Raw genomic sequence first — 22,985 nt, forward strand, 5'->3', positions numbered from 1 at the left:
GACGTCCGACAGGCGGACGGCAGGCGCCCAACTGGTAAAAATCGGGCGCCAACGGGTGCCCGTGCAAAGGAAGTTGTCGTAGGGTCGCCTGGGCCACCGTGCCGGGGCGTGCGGTCGAACGCGCGAACGGCGCATGAAATCGCGCCGCGGGGGCAACTGTCGCGGCGAGTCGATCGTCACAACAGGGGCGGGCCCGGCATGGCGGGCCCGGCAGACAGAGACGGGCGCTCGGGCGTCCACGGGAGGGGTTCGCTCTATGGCGGCGGAATTCGGCAGGCTGCGCAAGGGGGCGGTGAACACCACGGTGGCCGCGGTCGTGGTCGCGGCACTGGCCGCGTCCCAGGCTCCCGGAGTGACGACCGACGACGCCGGCAGAAGGGTCACCACCGGAACCCAGCCCTCGGCGGACACGCCCGCCGAGGACAGCGCGACCGGCAACTCGCCGTACTACACGGACCTGCCGCCGCTCAACAGCCCCAATCCCTCGCCCTCGCCCAGCACCCCCGTCACCCCGGGCGCCTCCGAGGCGGGCATCCCCGCGACCGTCCTCGACGCGTACAAGAAGGCCGCGACCGCGCTCCAGGACGCCAAGCCCGGCTGCAACCTGGAATGGCAGCTTCTCGCCGCCATCGGCAAGGTCGAGTCCGGCCAGGCCCGCGGCGGCCGCGTCGACGCGAACGGCACCACGATCACCCCGATCCTCGGCCCGCAGCTCAACGGCAACGGCTTCGCGAACATCAGCGACACCGACAACGGCGCCTACGACGGGGACGCCTCGTACGACCGTGCCGTCGGCCCCATGCAGTTCATCCCCTCCACCTGGGAGTGGGCCGGCCGCGACGGCAACGGCGACGGCAGGAAGGACCCCAACAACGTCTACGACGCCGCGCTCGCCGCCGGCCACTACCTGTGCCGCTTCGGCTGGGACCTGTCCACCCGGAGCGACCTCAGCAGCGCGATCCTCAGCTACAACAACTCGCAGGACTACCTGAACCTGGTCCTGAAGTGGCTGGAGTACTACCGCAAGGGCACGCACGAGATCCCGGACGGCACCGGCACCCTCCCGTCCGACCGCAGCGACGACACGGCCGGCGCCAGCCCCACGCCCACGACCCCCACCACGCCGACGACGCCCACGACGCCGACGAGCCCCAAGCCCGGCGGCTCCACGAGCCCGAAGCCGACCCCGCCGGCCACCACCCCGCCGAGCACCACGCCCCCCACCCCCACCGACACGGTGGACCACCTTCAGGACGCGGGCACCGCGAAGCTCACCGCGATGGCGGGCGACACCTTCACCGAGAAGATCAGCGCCCGCGCCGAGACCGAGGCCGGCAAGGGCGTCGCCAAGGTCCGGGTCCGTTTCACGATCGTCGGCCGGACCGACGCCACCTTCACCGGCGGCGAGAAGTACGCGGCCGTCGTGACCAACAGCGCCGGTGAGGCGGTCGCGCCGGCCCTCCGGGCGGGCGAGGACACGGGCGAGTTCGTCGTCCGCGCCACCCTCGTCGGCCGTTCGATCCCCGGCCTGGACTACACGGCCACCGTCACCGAGCGCGCCGCCGACACCCTGACCCGCACCAGCGACACCGCGCTGACCTGCACCCCGGGCGGCGAGTTCACCGACCAGGTCGAGGTGAGGGCGACCTACAAGGGCGCCGTCGCGGACAAGGTCGCGGCCACCGCCACGCTCATCAAGTCGGCCGACGACCCGACCGAGAACGACAAGGGCCCCTACTTCAAGGACGCCGACGGCAGGACCGTACGCACCCTGACCGGCCTGACGACGGACGCGAACGGCCTGCTCAAGCTGCCGAAGCTGTACGCCGACGACACCACCGGCACGTTCCTGCTCCGCATCAACACCGCGGGCGGCGCGACCCTGACCGTCGAGCTGAAGGTGGCGGCGGCCGAGACGTCGCCCACCCCGACCCCCTCGGAGTCGACGTCCGGCTCCCCGTCGGCGTCGGCGAGCCCGACCGCGTAAGCACCGCATGACCCGACGAAGGGCGCCCTTCCGCTACGGCGGACTGGGCGCCCTTCGTCCGTCCACGGCCGTCCGCGGCCGTCGGCACAACTCGTTCGCTGTGCAACGTGTTCTCATCTCGCCCGCCCGTTGCTACGGTGCCGAACCTGACGATGTATCAGATACATCCCGCTCCGGGGTTCCGGGAGGCCCGTATGCGCGCCCTGATCGCCGCCGCGACCGGTCTCACCGTCGCGCTCGCCCTGGTCCTCGCCATCACGGCCATGGGCGCACCGACCGGCAAGACGTCCCCGAAGCCGCTGCTGACAACGGTGCCCGCACACCCGTGACCGCCCGCCTGGGAGGGAGGCCGAGATGCGCCGCAAGGCCGGCCTGATCCTGCTCGCCCTCGCCGTGTTCTTCGCGGCACTGTCCCCACTGGTGCGCTGGTACGCCTTCCCTCGCCTGGCCAAGATCCCGGCGAACCAGTACCAGGACATGGTCCTGGAGGCGAAGGACGCGACCCTCCTCGACTACGGCACGATGAAGGCCCGCAAGGTCTCCAAGGTCACCATCGTGCAGACGCTGAAGGGCAACGTCGAAGCCTCGGAGAAGATCGAGAGAACGGCCGGGAAGGACGTCGTCGTCTGGGACGGCCTGTCCTATGTCGTCGGCCCCGACGGCAAGATGGTCTCCAAGATCCCCGAGCGCTACATCTTCGACGCCCACACCCAGGAACCCGTCCACGCCACCGGAGAGATGGTCGACGGCGACCCGGTGAAGCGGCAGGGCATCGAGTTCAAGTGGCCCTTCCTGACGGAGAAACGGGACTACGAGTACTTCGACGCACAGGCGCGCGTGACGGCCCCCATCCACTACAAGGGCACCCAGACCTTCCGCGGCGTCGACGTCTACTACTTCGAGCAGACCATCCCGTGGACCAAGGTGAGGTTCCCCAGGACCATGCCGGTCGAGGGCATCACCCCGGAGTCAGTGGCCAAGACCGGCACGACCCGCTGGTACACCACGGTCCGCAAGTTCTGGGTCGAACCCCTCACCGGCGCCCCCGTCTACGGCGAGGAGATCCACAAGGAGGAACTGCGCGGCGGCACCCTGCTCGGCGGCCGCGAGAAGGTGACGGCGTTCGCGGGCCACGTGAAGATGCGCGAGGACTACATCGACCACACGGTGGACCTGGTCAAGTCCAACCGCACGCTGGTCCTGCTGATGACGTCGTATCTCCCCTGGGGCTTCCTGATCCTGGGGCTCCTGCTCCTGTCGCTCTCCCTCTACCTGGAGGCACGCGGCCGCCGCCCCGGCGGCCCGGAGCCGACGAGGAACACCGACCCGGAACCGGTCAGCGCCTGAGCCGGGCGTTGGTGTGCCGGGTCGGCTCGGCGGTGGCGGGATCCTCGGGCCACGGATGCTTCGGATAACGGCCGCGCAGCTCCGCCCGTACGCCCTTGTAGCCGTCCTTCCAGAAGGAGGCGAGGTCGGCGGTGACAGCCGCGGGACGCCCGGCGGGGGAGAGCAGATGGACCAGCAGCGGCACCCCGGCGACGGAGGGCGACTCGTGCAGCCCGAACATCTCCTGCACCTTCACGGCCAGGACGGGCTGTTCGGGGTTGCCGTAGTCGATCCGGATTCTGGACCCACTGGGTACGGCGATCCGCTCCGGCGCCAGCTCGTCGAGCCGCCCGGCCTCCCCGGACGCCCACGGCAGCAGCCGCGCCAGCGCCGCCCCGGCGTCGATCCGCGCCAGGTCGGCCCGCCGCCGGGCCCGGCTCAGCTCGGGCTCCAGCCACTCGTCCACGCGCGCGTGCAGCGCGTCGTCGCTGACGTCGGGCCAGGGCGCACCGAGATGCAGACACAGAAAGGCGAGCCGCTGCCGCAGCACGCCGGCGTCGGGGGACCAGCGCAACAGGCCGAGCCCTTCCTGCCGTAGGCCTTCGAGCAGCGCGTCCCGTACGAGGGCGGGGTCGGCGTCGCGCAGTGGCCGCGCCGCGAGCTCGATCGCCCCCAGCCGCTCCACGTGCCGTGCGACGACATCCCCGTCGGCCCAGTGGACCTCCTGGCTCGCGGAGTACAGGGTGGCCGCCGCCGACCGGGCCATGTCCTCGTCCACCACGGCGGCGAGCTGCACGCGTGCGTGCCCCTTGCCGACGGGCCGGTCCGCGACGGCCACGGCGATCCACGGGGCGCCGCGCAGGGGGCTGCCGTCAGCGAGTTCGGCGCGGGTGCCGGAGACCATGAGGTAGGAACCGCCCTCGGCTCTGGCAACGCGCTCGGGGAAGGCGAGGGCGGCGACGAGACCCGCGGTGCGGTCGTCCGCGCTGTGCGCCGACGCGCTGCCGCTGCCCGCCTGCAACCGCCGCACCTCCGTACGCCACCGCCCCGCATAGGCGTCACCGCCTCGCCGAGCCGCGCGCAGAGCGGCAGCCAGATCGTCCCCGTACTCCCTCGGTGCCTCCTCGCTCAGCAGGGCGACCACCTCGGCACCGGCACCGGGTGTGTCCAGCAGGGCCCTCCCCAAGCGGGGATGCAGCCCCAGCCGGGCCAGCTCAGTGCCCCGAGCCGTGGCGCGCCCGCCGCGTTCCACCGCCCCGATGGCCGTCAGTACGCTCCTCGCCGCCGCCATCGCCCCACCCGGCGGCGGATCCAGCAAGGCCAGCCCGGCGGCCTCCGGATCACCCCAGCACGCCGCCTGCAACGCGAACGCCGTCAGGTCGGCCACCTTGATCTCCGGCGACGGGAACCGCGGCAGCCGCGCGTCCTCGGCCTCCGCCCAGCAGCGGTACACCGCCCCCGGCGCCTCGCGCCCGGCCCGCCCCGCCCGCTGCCGCCCGGCCGCCTGCGAGGCCCGTACCGTCGTCAGGGCGCTCAGCCCGCGCGCGTGGTCGACGCGAGGCTCCCGCGCCAGCCCCGAGTCGACGACGACCCGCACACCGGGAACCGTCAGCGACGACTCCGCCACGGCCGTCGCCAGCACCACCCGGCGCCGCTCCCCGCCCGCCAGCACCGCGTCCTGCACGGCCGCCGGAGCCCGCCCGTGCACCTGGAGCACCTCGACGTCCCCGAGGTCGCCCAGCTGCCCGGCGACCCGCGCGATCTCGCCCACGCCCGGCAGGAAACACAGCACATCCCCGGCCCGCTCGGCGAGCGCCCGCCGCACCACCGACGCCACGTGCGCCAGCAGCGCCGGGTCGACCCGCATGCCGTGCGGCGGCCGTACCGGACGCGTCGGCGGCGCCCAGACCAGCTCCACGGGATGCGACACGCCCTCCGCCTCGACCACCGGCGCGTCACCCAGCAGCCGCGCCCACCCCTGCGCGTCCGTCGTCGCCGACGCGGCCAGCAGCCGCAGCTCCGGCCGCAGCGTCTGCCGTACGTCCCACAGGAACGCCGCCACCGTGTCCGCGTCCAGATGCCGCTCGTGGCACTCGTCGAGCACCACCACGTCCACGCCCGCGAGCTCCTGGTCGCGCTGCAGCCGCTGGAGCAGCACACCGGTCGTGACGACCTCCACGCGCGCGTGCCGTCCGACGACCCGCTCCCCGCGCACGGTGTACCCGACGTTCGCGCCGACCTTCTCGCCCAGCAGCCACGCCATCCGCCGCGCGGCGGCCCGGGCCGCGATCCGCCGCGGCTCGGCGACGACGACCCGCCGCGCCGGCCCCTCGCCGAGCAGCCCCGCCAGGGCCAGTGGCACCAGGGTGGTCTTGCCGGTGCCGGGCGGCGCGACGAGCACCGCGGTGCCGTGCCCGTCCAGGGCGTCGGTCAGGCCGGGCAGGGCACCGCGTACGGGCAGCGCGTCCAGGGCGTCGTAACGGATCACGCTCTCAGTCTCGTACGCACACGAAGATGGCCGTCCCCGGGATCAGGTTCCCGCGCAGGGGCGACCAGCCGCCCCACTCCGAGGAGTTCCAGGCCGGCCACTCCGGCTCCACCAGGTCCACCAGCCGGAAGCCCGCCGCCACGACGTCCCGCACCCGGTCGCCGACCGTGCGGTGATGCTCGACGTACACCGCTCGGCCCTCGTCGTCCTGCTCCACGTACGGCGTGCGGTCGAAGTAGGACGCGGCGACGGACAGGCCCTCGGGACCCGGCTCGTCGGGGAAGGCCCAGCGGATGGGGTGGGTGACGGAGAAGACGAAGCGTCCGCCCGGCCGCAGCACCCGCCGCACTTCCCGCAGCACCAGCACCGGGTCGGCGACGAACGGCAGCGCCCCGTACGCCGAGCAGGCCAGGTCGAAGGAGCCGTCGGCGAAGGGAAGGGCGCCCGCGTCGGCGCAGACCAGGGGGAACGCGCCGCCGATGCGCAGGGCGTGCTGCAGCTGGCGGTGGGAGAGGTCCAGGGCGACCGGGCGGGCCCCCTGCGCGGCCAGCCAGCGCGAGCACTGGGCCGCTCCGGCGCCGATCTCCAGGACGTCCTTGCCCTTGAGGTCCTCCGGCGGGCCGAGCAGCTCGGCCTCCACCTCGTCCAGGCCCTCGGGGCCCCACACGAAGCGGTCGTCGCCGAGGAACGTGCCGTGCTCGATCTGGTACTCGTCGGCGTTGCGGTCCCACCAGCCCCGGTTGGCCCGGGAACTCTCCGCGACATCGGCGTCGCGCCGGGTGGCCTCCGCTTCGACGGAGGTGTCGGACGCGGTCTCGGGCGATACGGGCTCTTGGATGATCGGCTCCCTCGTCGTACTCTTCCGTCACCCGAATGGCGCGGCCCCTCCCGGTGGTGTCACGCAAGAGGCGCTCCAAGGCCTGCGTGGCCTCAAGCGACAGGTTTTGTGCCGGGTATGCGGCGATCCGCCCCGGGTGTGCGGCTTCGCGCATTGACCCTGCCCGGCTGCCCCCGTATGCTACAAGTTGCGCTGCGGGCCTGCGCACCTCAGACGTAGCAGGCTGCGCTCGCATCTGTTGTATGTCCCCTCGGTTGTCGAGGCGCATCACCAGCGTTGGTGAGGCGCTTCCTTGGCTGTCCGGCTTCTTCAGAGCGAAACGGGCTCCCGGCGTAAGCAGTACCTACGACTTCAATGTCCGTACCGGAGCCCTTTCCCACATGACGAGCAGCACCGAGACCACCGCAACCACCCCGCAGGTAGCGGTCAACGACATCGGTAACGAGGAAGCCTTCCTCGCCGCGATCGACGAGACGATCAAGTACTTCAACGACGGCGACATCGTCGACGGCGTCATCGTGAAGGTCGACCGGGACGAGGTCCTGCTCGACATCGGTTACAAGACCGAAGGCGTTATCCCGAGCCGCGAGCTCTCGATCAAGCACGACGTCGACCCCAACGAGGTCGTCGCCGTCGGTGACGAGATCGAGGCCCTTGTTCTCCAGAAGGAGGACAAGGAAGGCCGCCTGATCCTCTCGAAGAAGCGCGCCCAGTACGAGCGTGCCTGGGGCACCATCGAGAAGATCAAGGAAGAGGACGGGATCGTCACCGGTACCGTCATCGAGGTCGTCAAGGGTGGTCTCATCCTCGACATCGGCCTCCGTGGCTTCCTCCCGGCCTCCCTGGTCGAGATGCGCCGCGTTCGCGACCTCCAGCCCTACGTGGGCAAGGAGCTCGAGGCGAAGATCATCGAGCTGGACAAGAACCGCAACAACGTGGTCCTGTCCCGCCGCGCCTGGCTCGAGCAGACCCAGTCCGAGGTCCGCCAGACGTTCCTCACCACCCTCCAGAAGGGTCAGGTCCGTTCCGGCGTCGTCTCCTCGATCGTCAACTTCGGTGCCTTCGTGGACCTGGGTGGCGTCGACGGTCTGGTCCACGTCTCCGAGCTCTCCTGGAAGCACATCGACCACCCGTCCGAGGTTGTCGAGGTCGGCCAGGAAGTCACCGTCGAGGTTCTCGACGTCGACATGGACCGCGAGCGTGTCTCCCTGTCGCTGAAGGCGACGCAGGAAGACCCGTGGCAGCAGTTCGCCCGGACCCACCAGATCGGCCAGGTCGTGCCCGGCAAGGTCACGAAGCTGGTTCCGTTCGGTGCGTTCGTCCGCGTGGACGAGGGCATCGAGGGTCTGGTCCACATCTCCGAGCTGGCCGAGCGCCACGTGGAGATCCCGGAGCAGGTCGTCCAGGTCAACGACGAGATCTTCGTCAAGGTCATCGACATCGACCTCGAGCGCCGCCGCATCAGCCTCTCGCTGAAGCAGGCCAACGAGGCCTTCGGTGCCGACCCGGCCACGGTCGAGTTCGACCCGACCCTGTACGGCATGGCCGCGTCGTACGACGACCAGGGCAACTACATCTACCCCGAGGGCTTCGACCCCGAGACCAACGACTGGCTCGAGGGCTACGAGACCCAGCGCGAGGCGTGGGAGCACCAGTACGCCGAGGCGCAGACCCGCTTCGAGCAGCACCAGCAGCAGGTCATCAAGTCCCGCGAGGCCGACGCCGCTGCTGCGGCCGAGGGCGGCGACGCCGCGGGCGCGGCTCCGGCCGCGGGTGGTGGCGGTTCGTACTCCTCCGAGGGTGCGGACACCTCCGGCGCGCTGGCCTCGGACGAGGCGCTGGCCGCGCTCCGCGAGAAGCTGGCCGGTGGTCAGAGCTGAACGCCGGCCGCTGAGGCTTAGCCGGTAACTGAGGGGCCGTACCTTTCGAGGTGCGGCCCCTTGGCGTTGCCCTGGGGCGGGGCGGGGCGGGTCGCGTTTCGGCTGCCGGCCGGTGGGGGCTTGTCGCGCCCACGCGGCGGAGCCGCATATCGATACAGCCCCGCGCCCCTGGGGAGTTGTCGTCCCCGGCAAGATCATGCGCCCCTCCTTTTCGGGAATGCCAACGCCCGTAAGGGCGTTGTGCTGTACGAACACGAGGAGGAGCGGTCACAGTGCTTGATCCGCAGGGTTTGTACGCATGGGAGCCGAAGGGCCTGGCTGTCGTCGACATGGCGCTTGCCCAGGACTCGGCAGGCCTTGTCATGCTCTACCACTTCGACGGATACATCGACGCGGGTGAGACCGGCGACCAGATCGTCGACGGCCTCCTGGACTCGCTGCCCCACCAGCTCGTCGCCCGCTTCGACCACGACCGACTGGTGGACTACCGCGCCCGGCGCCCGCTGCTGACGTTCAAGCGCGACCGCTGGGCCGCGTACGAGGTGCCCGCCATCGAGGTGCGGCTCGTCCAGGACGCCACCGGGGCGCCCTTCCTGCTGCTGTCCGGGCCCGAGCCGGACGTGGAGTGGGAGCGCTTCGCCGCGGCCGTCCAGCAGATCGTGGAGCGGCTCGGGGTGCGCCTGTCGGTGAACTTCCACGGCATCCCCATGGGCGTCCCGCACACCCGCCCGGTCGGCATCACTCCCCACGGCAACCGCACCGACCTCGTCCCCGGCCACCGCAGCCCCTTCGACGAGGCGCAGGTGCCCGGCAGCGCCGAGTCCCTGATCGAGTACCGGCTCATGGAGGCCGGGCACGAGGTGCTGGGTGTCGCCGCGCACGTCCCGCACTACATCGCCCGCTCCGCCTACCCGGACGCGGCCCTGACCGTGCTGGAGGCCGTCACGGCGGCGACCGGCCTGGTCCTGCCGGGCATCGCGCACACCCTGCGCACGGAGGCCCACCGCACGCAGAACGAGATCGACCGCCAGATCCGCGAAGGCGACGAGGAGCTCACCAACCTCGTCGAGGGCCTGGAGCATCAGTACGACGCGATCGCCGGCGCCGAGACCCGCGGCAACATGCTCGCCGAGCCCGTGGACATCCCGTCGGCCGACGAGATCGGACGGGAGTTCGAGCGGTTCCTGGCCGAGCGGGAGGGCGAGAACTGATCGACCGGCCCGCACCTTCCGCACCGTTGCCCAAGCGGAGCGTCTAGGCTTCCCGTCATGCTGAAGGTGGGCCTGACCGGGGGCATCGGAGCCGGTAAGAGCGAGGTGTCGCGGCTGCTCGTCGAGTGCGGGGCCGTGCTGATCGACGCGGACCGTATCGCACGCGAGGTGGTCGCGCCCGGCACGCCCGGCCTTGCCGCCGTCGTGGAGGCGTTCGGTGAGGACGTGCTCACCGAGGACGGCAGCCTGGACCGGCCCAAGCTGGGCTCGATCGTCTTCGCCGACCCCGAGCGGCTCGCCGTACTGAACTCGATCGTGCACCCCCTCGTCGGCGCCCGCTCCCGCGAGCTCGAAGAGGCCGCCGCCGAGGACGCCGTCGTCGTCCACGACGTCCCGCTCCTCACGGAGAACGGCCTCGCCCCGCTGTACGACGTCGTGGTCGTCGTCGACGCCGGTCCCGAGACGCAGCTCGACCGGCTCGTCCGGCTGCGCGGCATGACCGAGGAGGACGCACGCGCGCGTATGGCCGCGCAGGCGACGCGGGAGAAGCGCCGGGAGATCGCGGACATCGTCATCGACAACGACGTACCGCTGGAGGAGCTTCAGCGGCGTGTGAAGGACGTATGGGACGAGCTCGTGCGCCGGGCCCACGGGGCACAGGGGAGCCGGCAGCCCCGGTCGCCGCAGGAATAGGGGCACGTCGTTCGCGCGTTGAAGTCCTCCAGCGAGGGAAGGACTTTGCCGTGCCCGAGACCAGCGGTTCCACCGGACGTACGCCGGAGACGCATGTCATCGACTTCCGTGCCGCCGAGCAGCTGCTCGCCGCGCGGGATCCGCGGGGTGCGGTGAAGCTGCTCGACGGGGTCATCGCCGTGCACCCGGAGAACACCGCCGCCCGGCTGCGCGCGCGCGTGCCTTCTTCGCCGCCGCGCAACTGCGGCCCGCCGAGCTGGAGTTCACCATCGTCCTGGAGCGCGAGCCGGACAACGCCTTCGCGCACTTCGCGCTCGCCCGGACGTATGAGCGCCAGGGGCGGCCCGACCAGGCCAAGCGTCACTTCCGGCTGGCGGCCGCGCTCGATCCGAACCCGGATTACCTCAAGGCGGCACGGTTCGAGGCGTGAGCGGCGAGAGGGGGCGGCGGGCCGGCCGGTGCGACTAGGGGTGGCGGTTCTCCGGCGGGGGCGGCCGGTAGGGGCGGCTCTCGGGCGGGCGGTACGGCGGAATGTCGCGGCCCGGCTGGTAGTGCGGGCCCTGGCGGATGTGCCTGAGGATCATGGCCATGTCGATCGTGATCACCAGCCACAGCACTCCGCAGGCCGCCGCCCAGCCGGGGCGGCCGGCGAGCGCGAACGCGGCGGTGCCGAAGACCGCCCAGACCAGGCCCCACACGCACAGCCAGAAGCGGGCCCGCAGTGCACTGCGCGCTGTCGTCGGCTCACTGCCCGTACGCATCCGGATCACCACTCCTTCTTGAAACGTACTCCTCGTACTCCTCGCAGGGGGCCCCGTGCTGCCGGACACCGATGAACTGGCCGAAGCGCTGCTCGACCTCGGCGTACCCCACGAGGACATCAACGACCTCGTACGGATGGGCCGGCGGGTCACGGACGACCCCGAGCTACGGCAGATCCTGGAGCGGTCCGTCGGCGAGCTCGTCCAGGGGATGGGGGAGGTCGGCCGCCCGGTCGACCTGCCCGACCTCGACTGGGCCACGGGCGCCCTGCAGCGCTGCTTCCCCGTGTACGTCTTCCTCGCCGCGCTGCCGTACACGCGCGCGTACCACCGCGAGCGCGGCATCCCGGCCGACGTCTCCCGGCGCACCCTCGTCGGCCTCGGGCGGAACATGGCCGCGCACCGCAGGCGGCACGGCCGGGCGGGCGTGCAGGCTCCCCGGTGGCTCACCCATCACTTCCGCGGCGAGCTGTACCAGCTGGGGCGGTTGCAGTTCGAGCGGGCGCGGCTCGGGCAGCGGACGGGGACGCGGCTCGCGGCGGCCGGCCTCGACGCGGGTCCGCACTCGCGCTGCCTCAACCTGCACATCCCCGACTTCCACGGCCCGCTGTCCCCGGCCGCCGTCGACCGTTCCCTGGCCCTGGCCCGGGAGTTCTTCGCCCTCCACTTTCCCGAGGAGCGGTACCGGACGGTGACCTGCCACTCCTGGCTGCTGGACGCGCAGTTCAGGAAGTACCTTCCCGGGGACTCCAACATCGTCCGGTTCCAGGAGCGTTTCGGCGTCGCCCGCGAGGACATGGAGCCGGCCGACACCGAGCCGGTCCGATTCGTCTTCGGGGACCCGGAGTTGCCCGTCGAGAGCCTGCCGCGCCGCACGGCCGTGGAGCGGGCGGTCGGGGACCATCTGCGGGCGGGCGGTCACTGGTACATCGGGCACGGGTGGCTGCCGTTGGGCGGGGGAGGGTGAATTCGGTTCGTACGGCGATGAGTTCCGGGGCGAGGCCCGGTCTACCTCTGTGACAGCACCACGGACCGCTTCACACTGGAGACCCCATGTCCGAGACCACTGCCTCCGCCATCGCCGAGTCCGCGACCCCGCGCGGCCGCCGGGCCCGTATCGCGCTGCGCGGCCTGCAGGTGCTGCTGGCGCTCTTCATGGGCATCGCGAGTGCCGTGCCCAAGCTGATCGCGCACTCCTCCGCGGCAGACACGTTCGACGAGCTCGGCTGGGGCAGCGCGGGCATGTACACCATCGGTGTCCTCGAACTCGCCGGAGCCGTCGCGCTGTTGATCCCGGTGCTGCAGTCGGTGGCGGCCATGGCGTTCATCGGACTGATGGTGGGCGCGTTCGTCGTCCAGATCGCCGCCTTCGACGCGCAGTACGCCGCGACACCGCTCATCCTGATCGTGCCGTTCGCCCTGATCGCGTGGGCGCGGCGTGACTCCAACGCGGAGCTGCTGCGGCTGTTGCGACGACGGGCGCGACGTATGCGTGACGCATGACGGTGGTGGCGTCCGGCGCGGGCCTTCCAGGCTTACCGGACGCCGCCGCCGTACGGTCTACCGGCCGTCCGGACGCTTCGGCCCGCTCATGAGCCCGCGCAGCCGTTCCAGCTCGCGCCGGTCCCGTTTGGTCGGCCGGCCCGTGCCGCGGTCGCGGATGCCGGCCGGGGCGACGGCCTCGCGCGGCGGGGGAGGGGGCGAGTTGTCGACGTAGCACTGGACCGCCACCGGCGCGCCGACCCGCTTGCGGATGAGCCGCTTGACGATGACGATCCGCTCCCGGTTCTCCTGCCGCAGCCGTACCTCGTCGCCGACGCGCAGCGAGTGGGCGGGTTTCACGTTCTGGCCGTTCACGCGCACGTGCCCGCCCTTGCAGGCGGCGGCGCCCAGGGAGCGGGTCTTGACCAGACGTACGGCCCAGATCCAGCTGTCGATCCGCACGGGCTCGCCGCCGGCCGGGCCGGCGGCCTCGGCGGCGGCCACCGCGGCGGCGATCTTCGCATCGACGGCCGGCTCTGCGTTCGTCGCGTCCGGCTGTCCGTCGGCCGTGCTGCCGCTCTTCTCCTCGTCGTCCTCGGAAGGCATGCCTCGACCTTAGTCCCCGTACGGGGCCAAGTCGGCTTTACGGTGGAGCTGTGGATGCCCTCGCTGATCTGGACCGGCGGATCGCGGGCTGCCGGGCCTGCCCGCGGCTGGTCGACTGGCGGGAGGACGTGGCCCGCACCAAGCGCGCCGCCTTCGCCGACCAGACGTACTGGGGCCGCCCGGTGCCCGGCTTCGGCCCGCCGGACGCCCGGCTGCTGATCGTCGGGCTCGCGCCGGCGGCGCACGGCGGCAACCGCACCGGCCGGATGTTCACCGGGGACCGCTCAGGGGACGTGCTGTACCAGGCGCTGTACGACGTGGGCCTCGCCTCGCAGCCCACGTCGGTCGCCGTCGACGACGGCCTGGAGCTGTACGGCGTCCGCGTCACGGCCCCGGTGCACTGCGCCCCGCCCGCGAACAAACCCACCCCGGGGGAGCGGGAGACCTGCCGGGCCTGGCTCGTGCAGGAGCTGAGGCTGCTGCGGCCGACGGTGCGGGCGGTCGTCGTGCTCGGCGCCTTCGGCTGGCAGGCCACGCTGCCCGTGCTGGCGGAGGCGGGTTGGAGCGTGCCCCGGCCGCGGCCCGCGTTCGCGCATGGGGCGCGGGTCGCGCTCGACGGGGTGGGCGGCCTCGACGGCCTCGAACTCTTCGGGTGCTTCCACGTCAGCCAGCGCAACACCTTCACCGGCAGGCTGACGCCCGCGATGCTGCGGGAGGTGCTGCGTACGGCGGCGGAGGCGGCGGGGCTGCCGGGGACGCCGTAGGCAGGGGGTGCGCCAGGGCCTGTCCGGCCGGCTCTAGGGCAGGTCCTCGGCCGCCTTCTCGCCGAACAGCTGCCGTACCGTCGAGCGGTAGTTGGTCTGTACGTGGGTGAGTGCGTGCGCGCGGGCGCGGTTCGGGTCTCCGGAGGCGATCGCCTCGTACAACTCCCGGTGCTCCACGAGGAGTTGGCGCCATTCCTCGTTCCGTCGGGTCATCCAGCGCAGGCGGCCGGCGACCGGCTCCAGGGCCTCGATGAGCAGTTTGTTGCCCGCCATGGCCACGATGCGGTCGTGCAGCCGGCTGTTGACGTCCGTGATGGTCTCCGCGTCGCCCGCCGCGGTCGCGGTGGCCGCCTGGTCCAGGAGCCGCTCGACCTCGGCGAGACCCTCCGGTGTCGCACGGGACGCGGCCAGTCCCGCCGCGTACACCTCCAAGGCCTCGCGCAGTTCGAAGAGTTCCTTGACGTCGGCCGGGGTCAGTCGGCGTACGACCGTGCGGCGCGCCGACTCGAAGTGGACGAAGCCCTCGGCGACCAGGGCCCGGATCGCCTCGCGGACCGGCACGCGCGAGACCCCGAGGCGCTCGGCCAGCTCCCGCTCGACGAGCCGGTCGCCGGGCCGGAGGCGACCCACGATGATGTCCTGCCGCAGGGTCGCCAGGACGCGTTCCCGTACCGCGCCGAGGGGTTCGATCTTCGTCGGGGAGCTCATGGGGCCATTTTGGCCGACTCGGGGTGTGTTTTACGGAGCGTTAACAAGAGCGACATCGGTCGGAACTGTTGACGGGAGGACTATGTGCGCAGTTTGGTATACCAAACACCCCCCCCGCGAGCAGTCCCCTCCATAAGCAGTCCTCCGTCCCCCGGCTCCTGGAGGCCCCGTGTCCCTCGCCGACCGTGCCGAAGTCACCGGCACACCAGCGTTCGTCCCCGATCCCAGGCTCACCAACGAAGACCTCGCGCCCGCCGGCAAGCGCAACTGGAAGGTCTTCGACCTCTTCGCGCTGTGGATGTCCGACGTCCACAACCTCGGCAACTACACGTTCGCGGCCGGCCTGCTGGTCCTCGGCATGAATGTGTGGCAGGTCTTCACCTCCCTGCTCGTCGGCTTCGTGCTCATCTACATCGGCATGAACTGGATGGGGAAGATCGGCCAGCGCCACGGCGTCCCGTTCCCCGTGGTCAGCCGCATCAGCTTCGGCGTCTGGGGTGCCAACATCCCGGCGCTGATCAGGGCCGTGATCGCCATCATGTGGTACGGCATCCAGACCTATCTCGCGTCCGTCGCCGTGAACGTGATGCTGCTGGCGGCCTGGCCCGGCCTGGAGTCCTGGACGCACAGCTCCTTCCTGGGCCTGCACGCGCTCGGCTGGGTCTCCTTCCTCTCCCTCTGGCTCATCCAGGCGTTGATCATCAGCCAGGGCATGGAGTCGGTGCGGAAGTTCCAGGACTTCTGCGGTCCGGCGATCTGGGTCGTGATGATCGCGCTGGCGGTCTGGATCTTCGCCAAGGCGGGCTGGACGATCTCGCTCACGAGCACCCCGCACCCGGTCTCCGTCGGCGAGCAGTGGCGGCAGTGGTTCGGCGCGATCGGCCTGATCCTCGCCACGTACGGCACGCTGATGCTCAACTTCTGCGACTTCTCGCGCTTCGCGCCCGACTACCCGACCGTCAAGCGCGGCAACTTCTGGGGTCTGCCCATCAACTCGACGGCGTTCGTGGTGGTTTCGGTGATCGTCACGGCCGGTTCGCTGGAGGTGTTCGGCGAGGCCATCACGGATCCGGCGGAGCTGGTGGCGAAGGTCGGCAACACCTGGATCCTGGTCCTGGCCGCCCTGACGTTCGCCATCGCCACCATGGGCGTCAACATCGTCGCCAACTTCGTCTCACCGGCGTACGACCTGGCCAACGTCTGGCCGCAGAAGATCACCTTCAAGGTCGGCGGCATGATCAGCACGGTCGCGGCGCTCGTCGTGACCCCCTGGAACCTCTTCTCGAACCCGACGGTCGTGAACTACTTCCTGGGCGGCCTGGGCGCCTTCCTGGGCCCGCTGTTCGGCGTGATCATGGTCGACTACTACCTGGTCAAGCGCGGCCGCGTGGACGTGGACGAGCTGTTCTCCGCCGAGCCGGGCTCGCGCTACTACTACCGCAACGGCGTCAACCCCAAGGCGCTGTGGGCGTTCCTGCCGGCGGCCGGTGTCGCGGCGGTGCTGGCGCTGGTGAAGACGTTCAGCGATGTGGCGCCGTACTCGTGGTTCATCGGGACGGCGATGGCGGCGGGCCTGTACCTGGTGCTGTGCCGTGGTGAGCGCGCCGAGTCCGCCACCGACTCCGCCGGCGCGACCGATGCCGCCGAGTCCAGGGCGCAGGAGGTCTGACGGACGTGCGGATCGTCGTCACCAACTGCAACACCACGCAGGAGATGACCGAGGAGATCGTACGAGGTGCCCGGGCCGCGGCAGGCCCGGGCACCACCGTGCTCGGGCTGACCCCCGCGTGGGGGCCCGAGTCCGCGGAGGGCTGGCTCGACAGCTACCTCTCGGCGGCGGCGGTCATGGACGCGCTGCGGACGTACGAGGGCCCCGCGTACGACGCGGTCGTCATGGCCGGCTTCGGGGAGCACGGGCGTGAGGGCGTCCGGGAACTGGTCGACGTACCGGTCGTCGACATCACGGAGGCGGCCGCGCATCTGGCCTGCCTGCTCGGACGGCGGTACGGCGTGGTGACCACGCTGGAGCGGTCGTGCGGGCAGATCGAGGACAGCCTCGATACCGCAGGGGTGGGCCGCAACTGCGTCGCCGTGATCGGCACCGGGCTCGGGGTGCTGGAGTTGGAGGACGGCGAGCGCACGGAGTCCGCCTTTCTGGCAGCCGCCGAACGCGCGCGGGACGCGGGTGCCGAGGTCCTGGTGCTGGGGTGCGCCGGGATGACCGGGTTGCAGCGGACCGTGGGGGAGAAGCTGGGGGTTCCGGTGGTCGACGGGGTGGGAGCGGCCGTCAAACTCGCCGAGTCGCTGGTCGCGTTGGGGCTGACGACGAGCCGGGCCGGGAGCTACGCGAAGCCGTTGCCGAAGCGGCGGACCTGGGGGTCGCCTCAAGGGTGACGCGGACGTGGGTGAGCCGGATGGGGGTGCCCCGGACGCCAGACGTACCGCACGTCCGGCTCGCGCTCCTCGTTGCCGCTGCCGTCCGTGTACTCGACGGCGACGAAGCCGTGCCGCTCGTAGAAACGGTGGGCGGGCTTGTTGACCTGGAAGGTCCACAGGGTCAGTCCGTGCGGTCTGAGCTGTTTGGCGAGGTCCACGAAGCGGTCGCCGATGCCGCAGCCGCGCCGGTCGGGGTCGAGATAGAGCTGGGAGAGCTGGTCGCCGTCGAGCACCATGAGACCGACGATGCGGTCGGCGGCCTCGGCCACCCAGGTCTCCCGCAGCAGGACCACCACCTCCCGGAAGTACGTCCGCACGTCGTCGTCGGAGCGCGGCCGGACGACCGTCGGCAGGGCGGCGGCGAACGACCGCAGCCAGACGTCGGCGGCGGCACCGGCGTCGGTCGCAGTGGCGCGGCGGAGGGCGACACGGCTCACGGCTGTGTCCCCTCCTCCGGAACGACGGCCGTGGCCGTGATCTCCACCAACTGTCCCGTGTATCCGAGGCAGGCGACCCCCAGCAGCGTCGACGAGTGAGGACCGGCGCTCAGTCCCGACGCCTCCACGACCTCCCATACGGCGGACAGCACAGCCGTCTCACCGCTCACCACATACACGTCGCTCGACAGCACATGCGCCAAGTCACTGCCGACCGCGCGCAGTTGCTCTTCGAGGTTGGCGATCACCTGCTCGGCCTGCCGTACGGGGTCTCCTTCACCGACGAGCTTCCCGTCGGCGTCGAGAGGCACGGAACCGGCGAGGAAGGCGAGCTTCGTGCCGGCCTCGACGACGGAGGCGTGGGAGTAGGTGGGGGGTGGGAAGAGGGTGGGCGAGGTGACGCGGCGGATCATGGGGCCTCCTGGGTCTTTCCTGCCAGTTCGTGCCTTGTACGGCGAACTACTCGCCGATCATCCGGGGCCCTGGCCCACACCCGCATCCCAATTTCTCCCCGTCGGCGCCGGCTACCAGGAACGTCACCTCACCGCGTTCGCCTTCCCTGACCGCATACGCAGCGCACCGCCGGCTGCCAGGTCCAGTGCGTGTCCAGGCGGAACACATGCAGCCCTTCGGCACGGCAGGCGTCGTACACCATGGCCAGTGCGGCGGAGGCGACTCCTTGCCGACGGGCGACGGGCGACGGGATGGACGTAGAGCGACGTGACACGCACCGCGCCCACGCCCACGGGCCAGGTGTCGACGGTGATGGTCCCCACGGGCCCGCTCCCGCTACGGCTTCCCGGGGAACGGACCCAGTACCGCCTGCGATAGTCGCCGTCGCGCCGGCGCTCACGCCCGTCTGAGCCCGGTCGGACCGATATGTCATCCTGGCGAAGGACCACGCTGCTGTTCACGCACCCGACGTTCGCACTCCTGTGCAAGGTTCGGGTACGCCTTGGAAATGGCCGCGTAGACACGGTGCCAGAGCAACTCCTCGGCTGCGGCACGCCCCGTGCTCCCGTACAACTCACCGAGGATCTCGTGGTGCCGGGTCAGCCGGTGGCGTAGGTAGTCGACCTTCCACCGGTCGAGCGCGGCGGGCTCGGCACTCTCGACGGTGGCCGGCTCCGCCACGCGCCCCCGCCCTCCCTGCCACCGGCCGGACGTCCGCTTCTCCTCTTGGCGGTTCCGGTGTTCGACAGCCAGCGCCGCCAGCCTGTCCGGAGCCAGCTGCGGCACGTCCATCGGCTCCGCAGCGATCCGCGCCAGCACCTCCCGCCGCCTGCGCGCAGCGGCAGCCCGCGCCGCACCCGACCGCCGCGCGGCGGCGGCCGCGATGGCCCTGAACTCCTCACTGCGCTCAGCGGCCTCGATCCGCTCCATCCGGTAAAGCCGGGTCCGCGGGGCGGACCGGAAGATCGGATGGCCCGCCAGCATGTCGGGCTCACCGAGCAGTTGCCGCACCATGCTCGGAGTCCAGCCCCGGGCCCGAAGCCCCGCTGCCGAGAGGTGCGGGTACCTCGGCTGCGGCTCCTGACGGCCATGGCCCACGTGGTCCTGCTCGTGCGTCGTCATCAATGCTTCCCCCGTCGCCATTACGCTGAGTGACGACTTCATTGATAACGCGCACCACTGACAATCACCTACCGGGCCCGACCGCCACCGGGCGGCTCACGCAACCCGCAGGAACCGTCGGCTCGATTCAGTCACCCCGACCGTCAGGACCCCTCTGACCTGCGGGGGGGGGTGCCCCGATCTGCCCCCGTCTCGGGAGAACGCGGCGACCTCGGAGCCCGCGGCGCAGGAAGGTCGATCAGATCGCTGACGTTCGCCACCTCCTGCAAGGTCCGCGCCAGCGACACCAGCGTCTCCCGTACGGCGGCGATCTCGCGGCGCAGGGTCTCGGCATGCTCCCATTCGCGTTCGTGGACCACGGGATCGCGCCCCGCCGGCCGCTGGGCCTCGTACGCGGTCAGGCGGGGATGCCACTGGGCGAGGAGCGGACGCAGCACGCGGTTGAGGACGGTGACGGCCAGGACGCCGAAGCTGACGTGGCCGGGAGCCAGGGGCGGGGCGACGTCGGGGCCGTAGCGGCGGAGGATCTCACGTGTGGTGTTGAAGAAGGTGTAGAGGGAGGAGAGCGCCTCGCGCAGAAAGCCCTCGTCGGGGTCGAGCTCCTCGACCGACACGCGCGTGACCAGCTCCAGATAGAGCTCCCAGGCCGCGCTGCGCTCCGCGTCGGCCGGCTCCCACATGCCGGATATCTCGCCGACGAACGGAATCGTCAGCTTGGCCGTGATCTGCGACGGACCGCTCGGTCGACGTCGCCTGCGCTGCCTGTGTCCCATGATCGCCCTCCCCGGTACCCACAGTAGGGTAAGTCGCCGTGTGGGACGTCTTCCTCAGCTACAGCCGCGGTGACGTGGAGCGGGTCCGTCCGCTCGCGCGGGCGCTGCGCGACGGCGGGCTCGAGGTGTTCACGGACGAGACCGGCGTCGAGTCCTTCGCCGGCATCAGCGCCACCATCCGGCGCGAACTGGGCCGTTCCAAGGCGCTGCTGGCCTTCTACTCCACCGGCTACCCCGAGCGCGAGGCCTGCCAGTGGGAGCTGACCACCGCCTATCTGGCGGGACTTGGGGAGGGCGATCCGCGGCGCCGGGTCATGGTGGTCAACCCGGAGCGGACGGCGGACCACATCCAGCCCGTGGAACTGCGTGACGCCAGACACGCCGCGCCCGACGACCTCCCCGCCCTCGTGGCCGACGTACGCGCGCACGTGGCCCGCCTCGACGGCCCGATGACGATCGCGGAACCCGGCGTACGGCACTGGCTGCTGGGCACCCCACGCCCCCGCCCCGACTTCCTGGGCCGCCTCTTCGAGCTCTGGCAGGTGCACTCCGCCCTGCACGCCCACGCCGCACCGCTCGTCACCGGCCGCGCCGCAGCGCACGCCGTGCAGATCCGCGGCATGGCGGGCATCGGCAAGAGCCTGCTGGCCCAGGAGTACGCCCTGCGCTTCGAGGCGGCGTACCCCGGCGGCGTGTACTGGGTGGACGGGGAGGCGTACGAGGATTCCGTGCACGCCCTCGGCGACGCGGGCGCAGGTGTCGGCGGGACAGGTGTCGCCGGGACAGGTGTCGGCGGGCCAGGTGGCCTCTTCGCCTACTTCGACGCCATCGGCGAACCGTTCCTGTGGATCGTCGACGCCGCCCCCGCCGACCGGCTCCCCGCCCGCGACATCGCGGCGATGGCGGCACCGCACCCCCTCGGCCACACCCTCTTCACCCTGCGCAGCCGCGCCTACGACACCCTCGGCACCCCGGTCGACCTGGGGCCGCTCGACGCGCCCCACGCGCGCGTGCTGGCCGGTGACGAGGCACTCGCCGACGCGGTCGGCGGCCATCCCCTCGCGCTGGGCCTGCTGGGCCGTGCGGTCCGCGCCGGCCACCACCCCGGCGCGCTCTACGACCGGCTGCACGCCCGGGGCCGCTCCCTCCTCGACGCCCTCGCCGACGAGGACGTCACGGGCGCCGTCGTACGGGACGTGGACACGGCGGACGCCGCCGACGTCCTGCGCTGCGCCGCCGCCCTCCACCCGCTGCCCCTCAGCACCGACGACGCGGCCCACGTCCTCGCCGCCGCCGACCGCGTCCCGCAGATCGTCGCCCGCCGGCGCGCCGCCAACGGCGTCCGTGAACTGCGCGCCCGCAGCCTGCTGACCCCGGCGGCCGACGAACGCTGGTCCCTGCACCCCGTGACCCAGCACGCCTGGCACCACCACGACCCGGCCCCCGCCCGCACGGAGGCCCTCCGCCACGCCGCCCTGCGCACCCTGTGCGGCCGCCGCGACGCGCGTGACCCGGTTACGCTGGCCTTCCCCGGTACCCGGAGGGAGGCACCCATGGCAGCGCCCAGCGAGTCGGAACGGATGGCCGCCTACGACATCCAGATCGAGTTGGTCACCCGGATCGGGGTGCAGGAGCTGGCACCGGGGACGGGGAGCCTGCGGGAGGCGCTCACCTCCCTGAAGTCGCTGATCGACTTCACGCGCGCGACCCTGCACACATACAGCGTGAGCCTGGAACACGGCTCGGAAACCGGCGCGCCGACGGTCCAGAACCTCGCGTACGCCCTGATCAACGAGACGATTCGGCCCTTCACCAGCACCTGGCACCCTCGCCTTGCCGCCTACGAGGCCCGCTGCCCGGCGGACGTGGCCCCGCTCGACCACGAGGCGGCCTGGCCGCAGGCGGAGGCGATGCGGGCCGAACTGGCCGCGCTGCGCGAGCCGTTGGTGCGGATCGCGGAGGGGCTGGGCGGCATCTCCGGGGCGGACTTCGGGGTGGCGGCCACGGGGTGAGGACGGAGGGGCGAGTCCGGCGGGCGTAATTGCCTGGAGACGCGGCGGCAGGGCTGCGTACGCTGCGCGCATGCCCTGCCTCCCCGACCCCGCCTCCCTTCCTGACCCCGCCTCCCTTCCTGACCCTGCCTCCCTCCCCGGCACCGCCGCCCTCTCCGACTCGGCCTTCCTCGACGCCACCGCCGATCGCCTCGCCGCCCTCCCCACCGTCCGGGCCGTCGCTCTCGGCGGCTCGCGAGCCCAGGGCACCCACATGCCCGACAGCGACTGGGACCTGGCGATCTACTACCGGGGCGCCTTCGATCCAGCGGACCTGCGCGCGGTCGGCTGGGAGGGCGAGGTCTCCGAGGTCGGCGGCTGGGGCGGCGGTGTCTTCAACGGGGGTGCGTGGCTGACCGTCGACGGGCGGCGCGTCGACGTCCATTACCGCGATCTCGACGTCGTGGAGCGGGAGTTGGCCGAGGCGGAGGAGGGGCGGTTCCGGGTGGAGCCGTTGCTGTTCCATCTCGCGGGGATTCCCAGCTACTTGGTCGTCGCTGAGCTGGCGATCAACCAGGTGCTTCGGGGTGCGCTGCCCCGGCCGGCCGGCTATCCGCGGAAGTTGCGTCACACGGCGCGCGAGCGTTGGTACGGCACCGCCCGGGCCACCCTCGGGTACGCGCAGGCCAACCATGTCCCGGCGGGCCGCCGCACCGAGGTCGCGGGGGCGATCGCCACGGCTGCCGTGCAGACGGGGCATGCGGTGCTGGCGGGGCGGGGGGAGTGGGTGACGAATGAGAAGCGGTTGCTGGAGCGGGCGGGGCTGCGGGGCGTTGACGGTGTCATCGGGTCGCTGGGTGGGCGTCCCGACCAGTTGAGCGGGGCGGTCGCGGAAGCGGAGGCGCTGTTCGAGCGGGCTATGGGCTGAGGGCACCGCGTACGCTTCCCGCGTCCTCGGCTTCGCCGTCCCCGGACTGACACCGCGCCTTCGCCGCGCGGGCTCCCGCAGTTGCGTTCATAAAGAACGTG

At 71.7% G+C, this 22,985-nt stretch carries 22 protein-coding genes and 1 pseudogene; 14 read left to right on the plus strand and 9 right to left on the minus strand.

Features of this window, described 5'->3' with window-relative positions; translation table 11 throughout:
• Positions 1-256: 256 nt before the first annotated feature.
• From QQM39_RS34440 to QQM39_RS34450, 3 genes are all read left to right on the plus strand, one after another.
• Entirely contained in the window at positions 257-1,987 is a 1,731-nt protein-coding gene (locus QQM39_RS34440) for a lytic transglycosylase domain-containing protein (protein WP_302001470.1), read from the plus strand.
• Positions 1,988-2,181: 194 nt separating this feature from the next.
• Complete coding sequence (locus QQM39_RS34445; RefSeq protein WP_302003832.1) at positions 2,182-2,316, plus strand: SPW_0924 family protein; 135 nt, start codon at positions 2,182-2,184, stop codon at positions 2,314-2,316.
• 25 nt (positions 2,317-2,341) lie between these two features.
• The gene (locus tag QQM39_RS34450; protein ID WP_302001471.1) at positions 2,342-3,334 is read left to right on the plus strand and encodes a DUF3068 domain-containing protein; all 993 of its coding nucleotides are present in this window, start codon (positions 2,342-2,344) and stop codon (positions 3,332-3,334) included.
• Here the strand turns inward: QQM39_RS34450 and hrpB are convergent.
• Together hrpB and QQM39_RS34460 are read right to left on the minus strand one after the other, a co-directional pair.
• Positions 3,324-5,801, minus strand: a complete 2,478-nt coding sequence (hrpB, locus tag QQM39_RS34455) for an ATP-dependent helicase HrpB (RefSeq protein WP_302001472.1) — start codon at positions 5,799-5,801, stop codon at positions 3,324-3,326. The two genes, QQM39_RS34450 and hrpB, sit on opposite strands and share 11 nt — an antisense overlap.
• Before the next feature lie 4 nt (positions 5,802-5,805).
• Positions 5,806-6,642: a class I SAM-dependent methyltransferase gene (locus QQM39_RS34460; RefSeq protein WP_302003833.1), complete on the minus strand. Its 837-nt coding sequence runs from the start codon at positions 6,640-6,642 to the stop codon at positions 5,806-5,808.
• A gap of 377 nt (positions 6,643-7,019) precedes the next feature.
• Between QQM39_RS34460 and rpsA the strand changes: the two genes are divergently transcribed.
• The 4 genes and pseudogenes from rpsA to QQM39_RS34480 all read left to right on the plus strand — a co-directional run bounded on the left by rpsA (position 7,020) and on the right by QQM39_RS34480 (position 10,853).
• A complete protein-coding gene (gene rpsA / locus QQM39_RS34465) occupies positions 7,020-8,519 on the plus strand; it encodes a 30S ribosomal protein S1 (protein ID WP_302001473.1) in 1,500 nt (499 codons plus the stop codon).
• A gap of 272 nt (positions 8,520-8,791) precedes the next feature.
• Entirely contained in the window at positions 8,792-9,730 is a 939-nt protein-coding gene (locus QQM39_RS34470) for a PAC2 family protein (protein WP_302001474.1), read from the plus strand.
• A 57-nt stretch (positions 9,731-9,787) separates the two neighbouring features.
• Positions 9,788-10,423, plus strand: coding sequence for a dephospho-CoA kinase (gene coaE / locus QQM39_RS34475; RefSeq protein ID WP_302001475.1), 636 nt, complete (start codon positions 9,788-9,790; stop codon positions 10,421-10,423).
• A 50-nt stretch (positions 10,424-10,473) separates the two neighbouring features.
• Positions 10,474-10,853: pseudogene (locus tag QQM39_RS34480) on the plus strand (tetratricopeptide repeat protein).
• Between the two features lie 34 nt (positions 10,854-10,887).
• Here the strand turns inward: QQM39_RS34480 and QQM39_RS34485 are convergent.
• Positions 10,888-11,184: a DUF6343 family protein gene (locus QQM39_RS34485; RefSeq protein WP_302001476.1), complete on the minus strand. Its 297-nt coding sequence runs from the start codon at positions 11,182-11,184 to the stop codon at positions 10,888-10,890.
• Positions 11,185-11,239: 55 nt separating this feature from the next.
• Here QQM39_RS34485 and QQM39_RS34490 point away from each other — a divergent pair, with 55 nt between their 5' ends.
• Both QQM39_RS34490 and QQM39_RS34495 read left to right on the plus strand, forming a co-directional pair.
• Positions 11,240-12,151 carry an acyltransferase domain-containing protein gene (locus QQM39_RS34490; RefSeq protein WP_302001477.1) on the plus strand — a complete coding sequence of 304 codons (912 nt, stop codon included), beginning with the start codon at positions 11,240-11,242 and terminating at the stop codon, positions 12,149-12,151.
• Positions 12,152-12,237: 86 nt separating this feature from the next.
• Positions 12,238-12,687 (plus strand): DoxX family protein, encoded by a 450-nt coding sequence (locus QQM39_RS34495; protein ID WP_302001479.1) that lies wholly within the window; start codon positions 12,238-12,240, stop codon positions 12,685-12,687.
• Positions 12,688-12,744: 57 nt separating this feature from the next.
• Here QQM39_RS34495 and QQM39_RS34500 read toward each other — a convergent pair whose 3' ends face one another.
• Entirely contained in the window at positions 12,745-13,272 is a 528-nt protein-coding gene (locus QQM39_RS34500) for an RNA-binding S4 domain-containing protein (protein ID WP_302001480.1), read from the minus strand.
• 50 nt (positions 13,273-13,322) lie between these two features.
• Here QQM39_RS34500 and QQM39_RS34505 point away from each other — a divergent pair, with 50 nt between their 5' ends.
• Complete coding sequence (locus QQM39_RS34505; protein WP_302001481.1) at positions 13,323-14,036, plus strand: uracil-DNA glycosylase; 714 nt, start codon at positions 13,323-13,325, stop codon at positions 14,034-14,036.
• Between the two features lie 33 nt (positions 14,037-14,069).
• Here QQM39_RS34505 and QQM39_RS34510 read toward each other — a convergent pair whose 3' ends face one another.
• Positions 14,070-14,744, minus strand: a complete 675-nt coding sequence (locus QQM39_RS34510) for a GntR family transcriptional regulator (RefSeq protein ID WP_302001482.1) — start codon at positions 14,742-14,744, stop codon at positions 14,070-14,072.
• Positions 14,745-14,913: 169 nt separating this feature from the next.
• Here QQM39_RS34510 and QQM39_RS34515 point away from each other — a divergent pair, with 169 nt between their 5' ends.
• Together QQM39_RS34515 and QQM39_RS34520 are read left to right on the plus strand one after the other, a co-directional pair.
• Positions 14,914-16,413: an NCS1 family nucleobase:cation symporter-1 gene (locus QQM39_RS34515; RefSeq protein ID WP_302001483.1), complete on the plus strand. Its 1,500-nt coding sequence runs from the start codon at positions 14,914-14,916 to the stop codon at positions 16,411-16,413.
• Positions 16,414-16,418: 5 nt separating this feature from the next.
• A complete protein-coding gene (locus QQM39_RS34520) occupies positions 16,419-17,138 on the plus strand; it encodes an aspartate/glutamate racemase family protein (RefSeq protein WP_302001484.1) in 720 nt (239 codons plus the stop codon).
• Here QQM39_RS34520 and QQM39_RS34525 read toward each other — a convergent pair.
• The 4 genes from QQM39_RS34525 to QQM39_RS34540 all read right to left on the minus strand — a co-directional run bounded on the left by QQM39_RS34525 (position 17,129) and on the right by QQM39_RS34540 (position 19,965).
• Complete coding sequence (locus tag QQM39_RS34525; protein WP_302001485.1) at positions 17,129-17,617, minus strand: GNAT family N-acetyltransferase; 489 nt, start codon at positions 17,615-17,617, stop codon at positions 17,129-17,131. The genes QQM39_RS34520 and QQM39_RS34525 overlap by 10 nt on opposite strands.
• Positions 17,614-18,030, minus strand: a complete 417-nt coding sequence (locus QQM39_RS34530; RefSeq protein WP_302001486.1) for a RidA family protein — start codon at positions 18,028-18,030, stop codon at positions 17,614-17,616. The genes QQM39_RS34525 and QQM39_RS34530 overlap by 4 nt, the downstream gene beginning before the upstream one ends.
• A gap of 469 nt (positions 18,031-18,499) precedes the next feature.
• Positions 18,500-19,192: a hypothetical protein gene (locus tag QQM39_RS34535; RefSeq protein ID WP_302001487.1), complete on the minus strand. Its 693-nt coding sequence runs from the start codon at positions 19,190-19,192 to the stop codon at positions 18,500-18,502.
• Between the two features lie 143 nt (positions 19,193-19,335).
• The gene (locus QQM39_RS34540) at positions 19,336-19,965 is read right to left on the minus strand and encodes a hypothetical protein (protein WP_302001488.1); all 630 of its coding nucleotides are present in this window, start codon (positions 19,963-19,965) and stop codon (positions 19,336-19,338) included.
• A 38-nt stretch (positions 19,966-20,003) separates the two neighbouring features.
• On the opposite strand from QQM39_RS34540, the gene QQM39_RS34545 reads away from it, so the two are divergent.
• Positions 20,004-21,977, plus strand: coding sequence for a toll/interleukin-1 receptor domain-containing protein (locus tag QQM39_RS34545; RefSeq protein ID WP_302001489.1), 1,974 nt, complete (start codon positions 20,004-20,006; stop codon positions 21,975-21,977).
• Between the two features lie 70 nt (positions 21,978-22,047).
• The gene (locus QQM39_RS34550; RefSeq protein ID WP_302001491.1) at positions 22,048-22,884 is read left to right on the plus strand and encodes a nucleotidyltransferase domain-containing protein; all 837 of its coding nucleotides are present in this window, start codon (positions 22,048-22,050) and stop codon (positions 22,882-22,884) included.
• Positions 22,885-22,985: the final 101 nt, after the last annotated feature.

The sequence above is a fragment of the Streptomyces sp. DT2A-34 genome (genome assembly GCF_030499515.1).
Classification (GTDB): Bacteria; Actinomycetota; Actinomycetes; order Streptomycetales; family Streptomycetaceae; genus Streptomyces.

Excerpts from the sequence above, each read along its gene's own strand:
- QQM39_RS34440 (WP_302001470.1), top strand. The coding sequence starts at position 257 with ATGGCGGCGGAATTCGGCAGGCTGCGCAAGGGGGCGGTGAACACCACG.
- QQM39_RS34445 (WP_302003832.1), top strand. The coding sequence starts at position 2,182 with ATGCGCGCCCTGATCGCCGCCGCGACCGGTCTCACCGTCGCGCTCGCC.
- QQM39_RS34450 (WP_302001471.1), top strand. The coding sequence starts at position 2,342 with ATGCGCCGCAAGGCCGGCCTGATCCTGCTCGCCCTCGCCGTGTTCTTC.
- rpsA (WP_302001473.1), top strand. The coding sequence starts at position 7,020 with ATGACGAGCAGCACCGAGACCACCGCAACCACCCCGCAGGTAGCGGTC.
- coaE (WP_302001475.1), top strand. The coding sequence starts at position 9,788 with ATGCTGAAGGTGGGCCTGACCGGGGGCATCGGAGCCGGTAAGAGCGAG.
- QQM39_RS34485 (WP_302001476.1), bottom strand. The coding sequence starts at position 11,184 with ATGCGTACGGGCAGTGAGCCGACGACAGCGCGCAGTGCACTGCGGGCC.
- QQM39_RS34495 (WP_302001479.1), top strand. The coding sequence starts at position 12,238 with ATGTCCGAGACCACTGCCTCCGCCATCGCCGAGTCCGCGACCCCGCGC.
- QQM39_RS34500 (WP_302001480.1), bottom strand. The coding sequence starts at position 13,272 with ATGCCTTCCGAGGACGACGAGGAGAAGAGCGGCAGCACGGCCGACGGA.
- QQM39_RS34510 (WP_302001482.1), bottom strand. The coding sequence starts at position 14,744 with ATGAGCTCCCCGACGAAGATCGAACCCCTCGGCGCGGTACGGGAACGC.
- QQM39_RS34530 (WP_302001486.1), bottom strand. The coding sequence starts at position 18,030 with ATGATCCGCCGCGTCACCTCGCCCACCCTCTTCCCACCCCCCACCTAC.
- QQM39_RS34535 (WP_302001487.1), bottom strand. The coding sequence starts at position 19,192 with ATGACGACGCACGAGCAGGACCACGTGGGCCATGGCCGTCAGGAGCCG.
- QQM39_RS34540 (WP_302001488.1), bottom strand. The coding sequence starts at position 19,965 with ATGGGACACAGGCAGCGCAGGCGACGTCGACCGAGCGGTCCGTCGCAG.
- QQM39_RS34550 (WP_302001491.1), top strand. The coding sequence starts at position 22,048 with ATGCCCTGCCTCCCCGACCCCGCCTCCCTTCCTGACCCCGCCTCCCTT.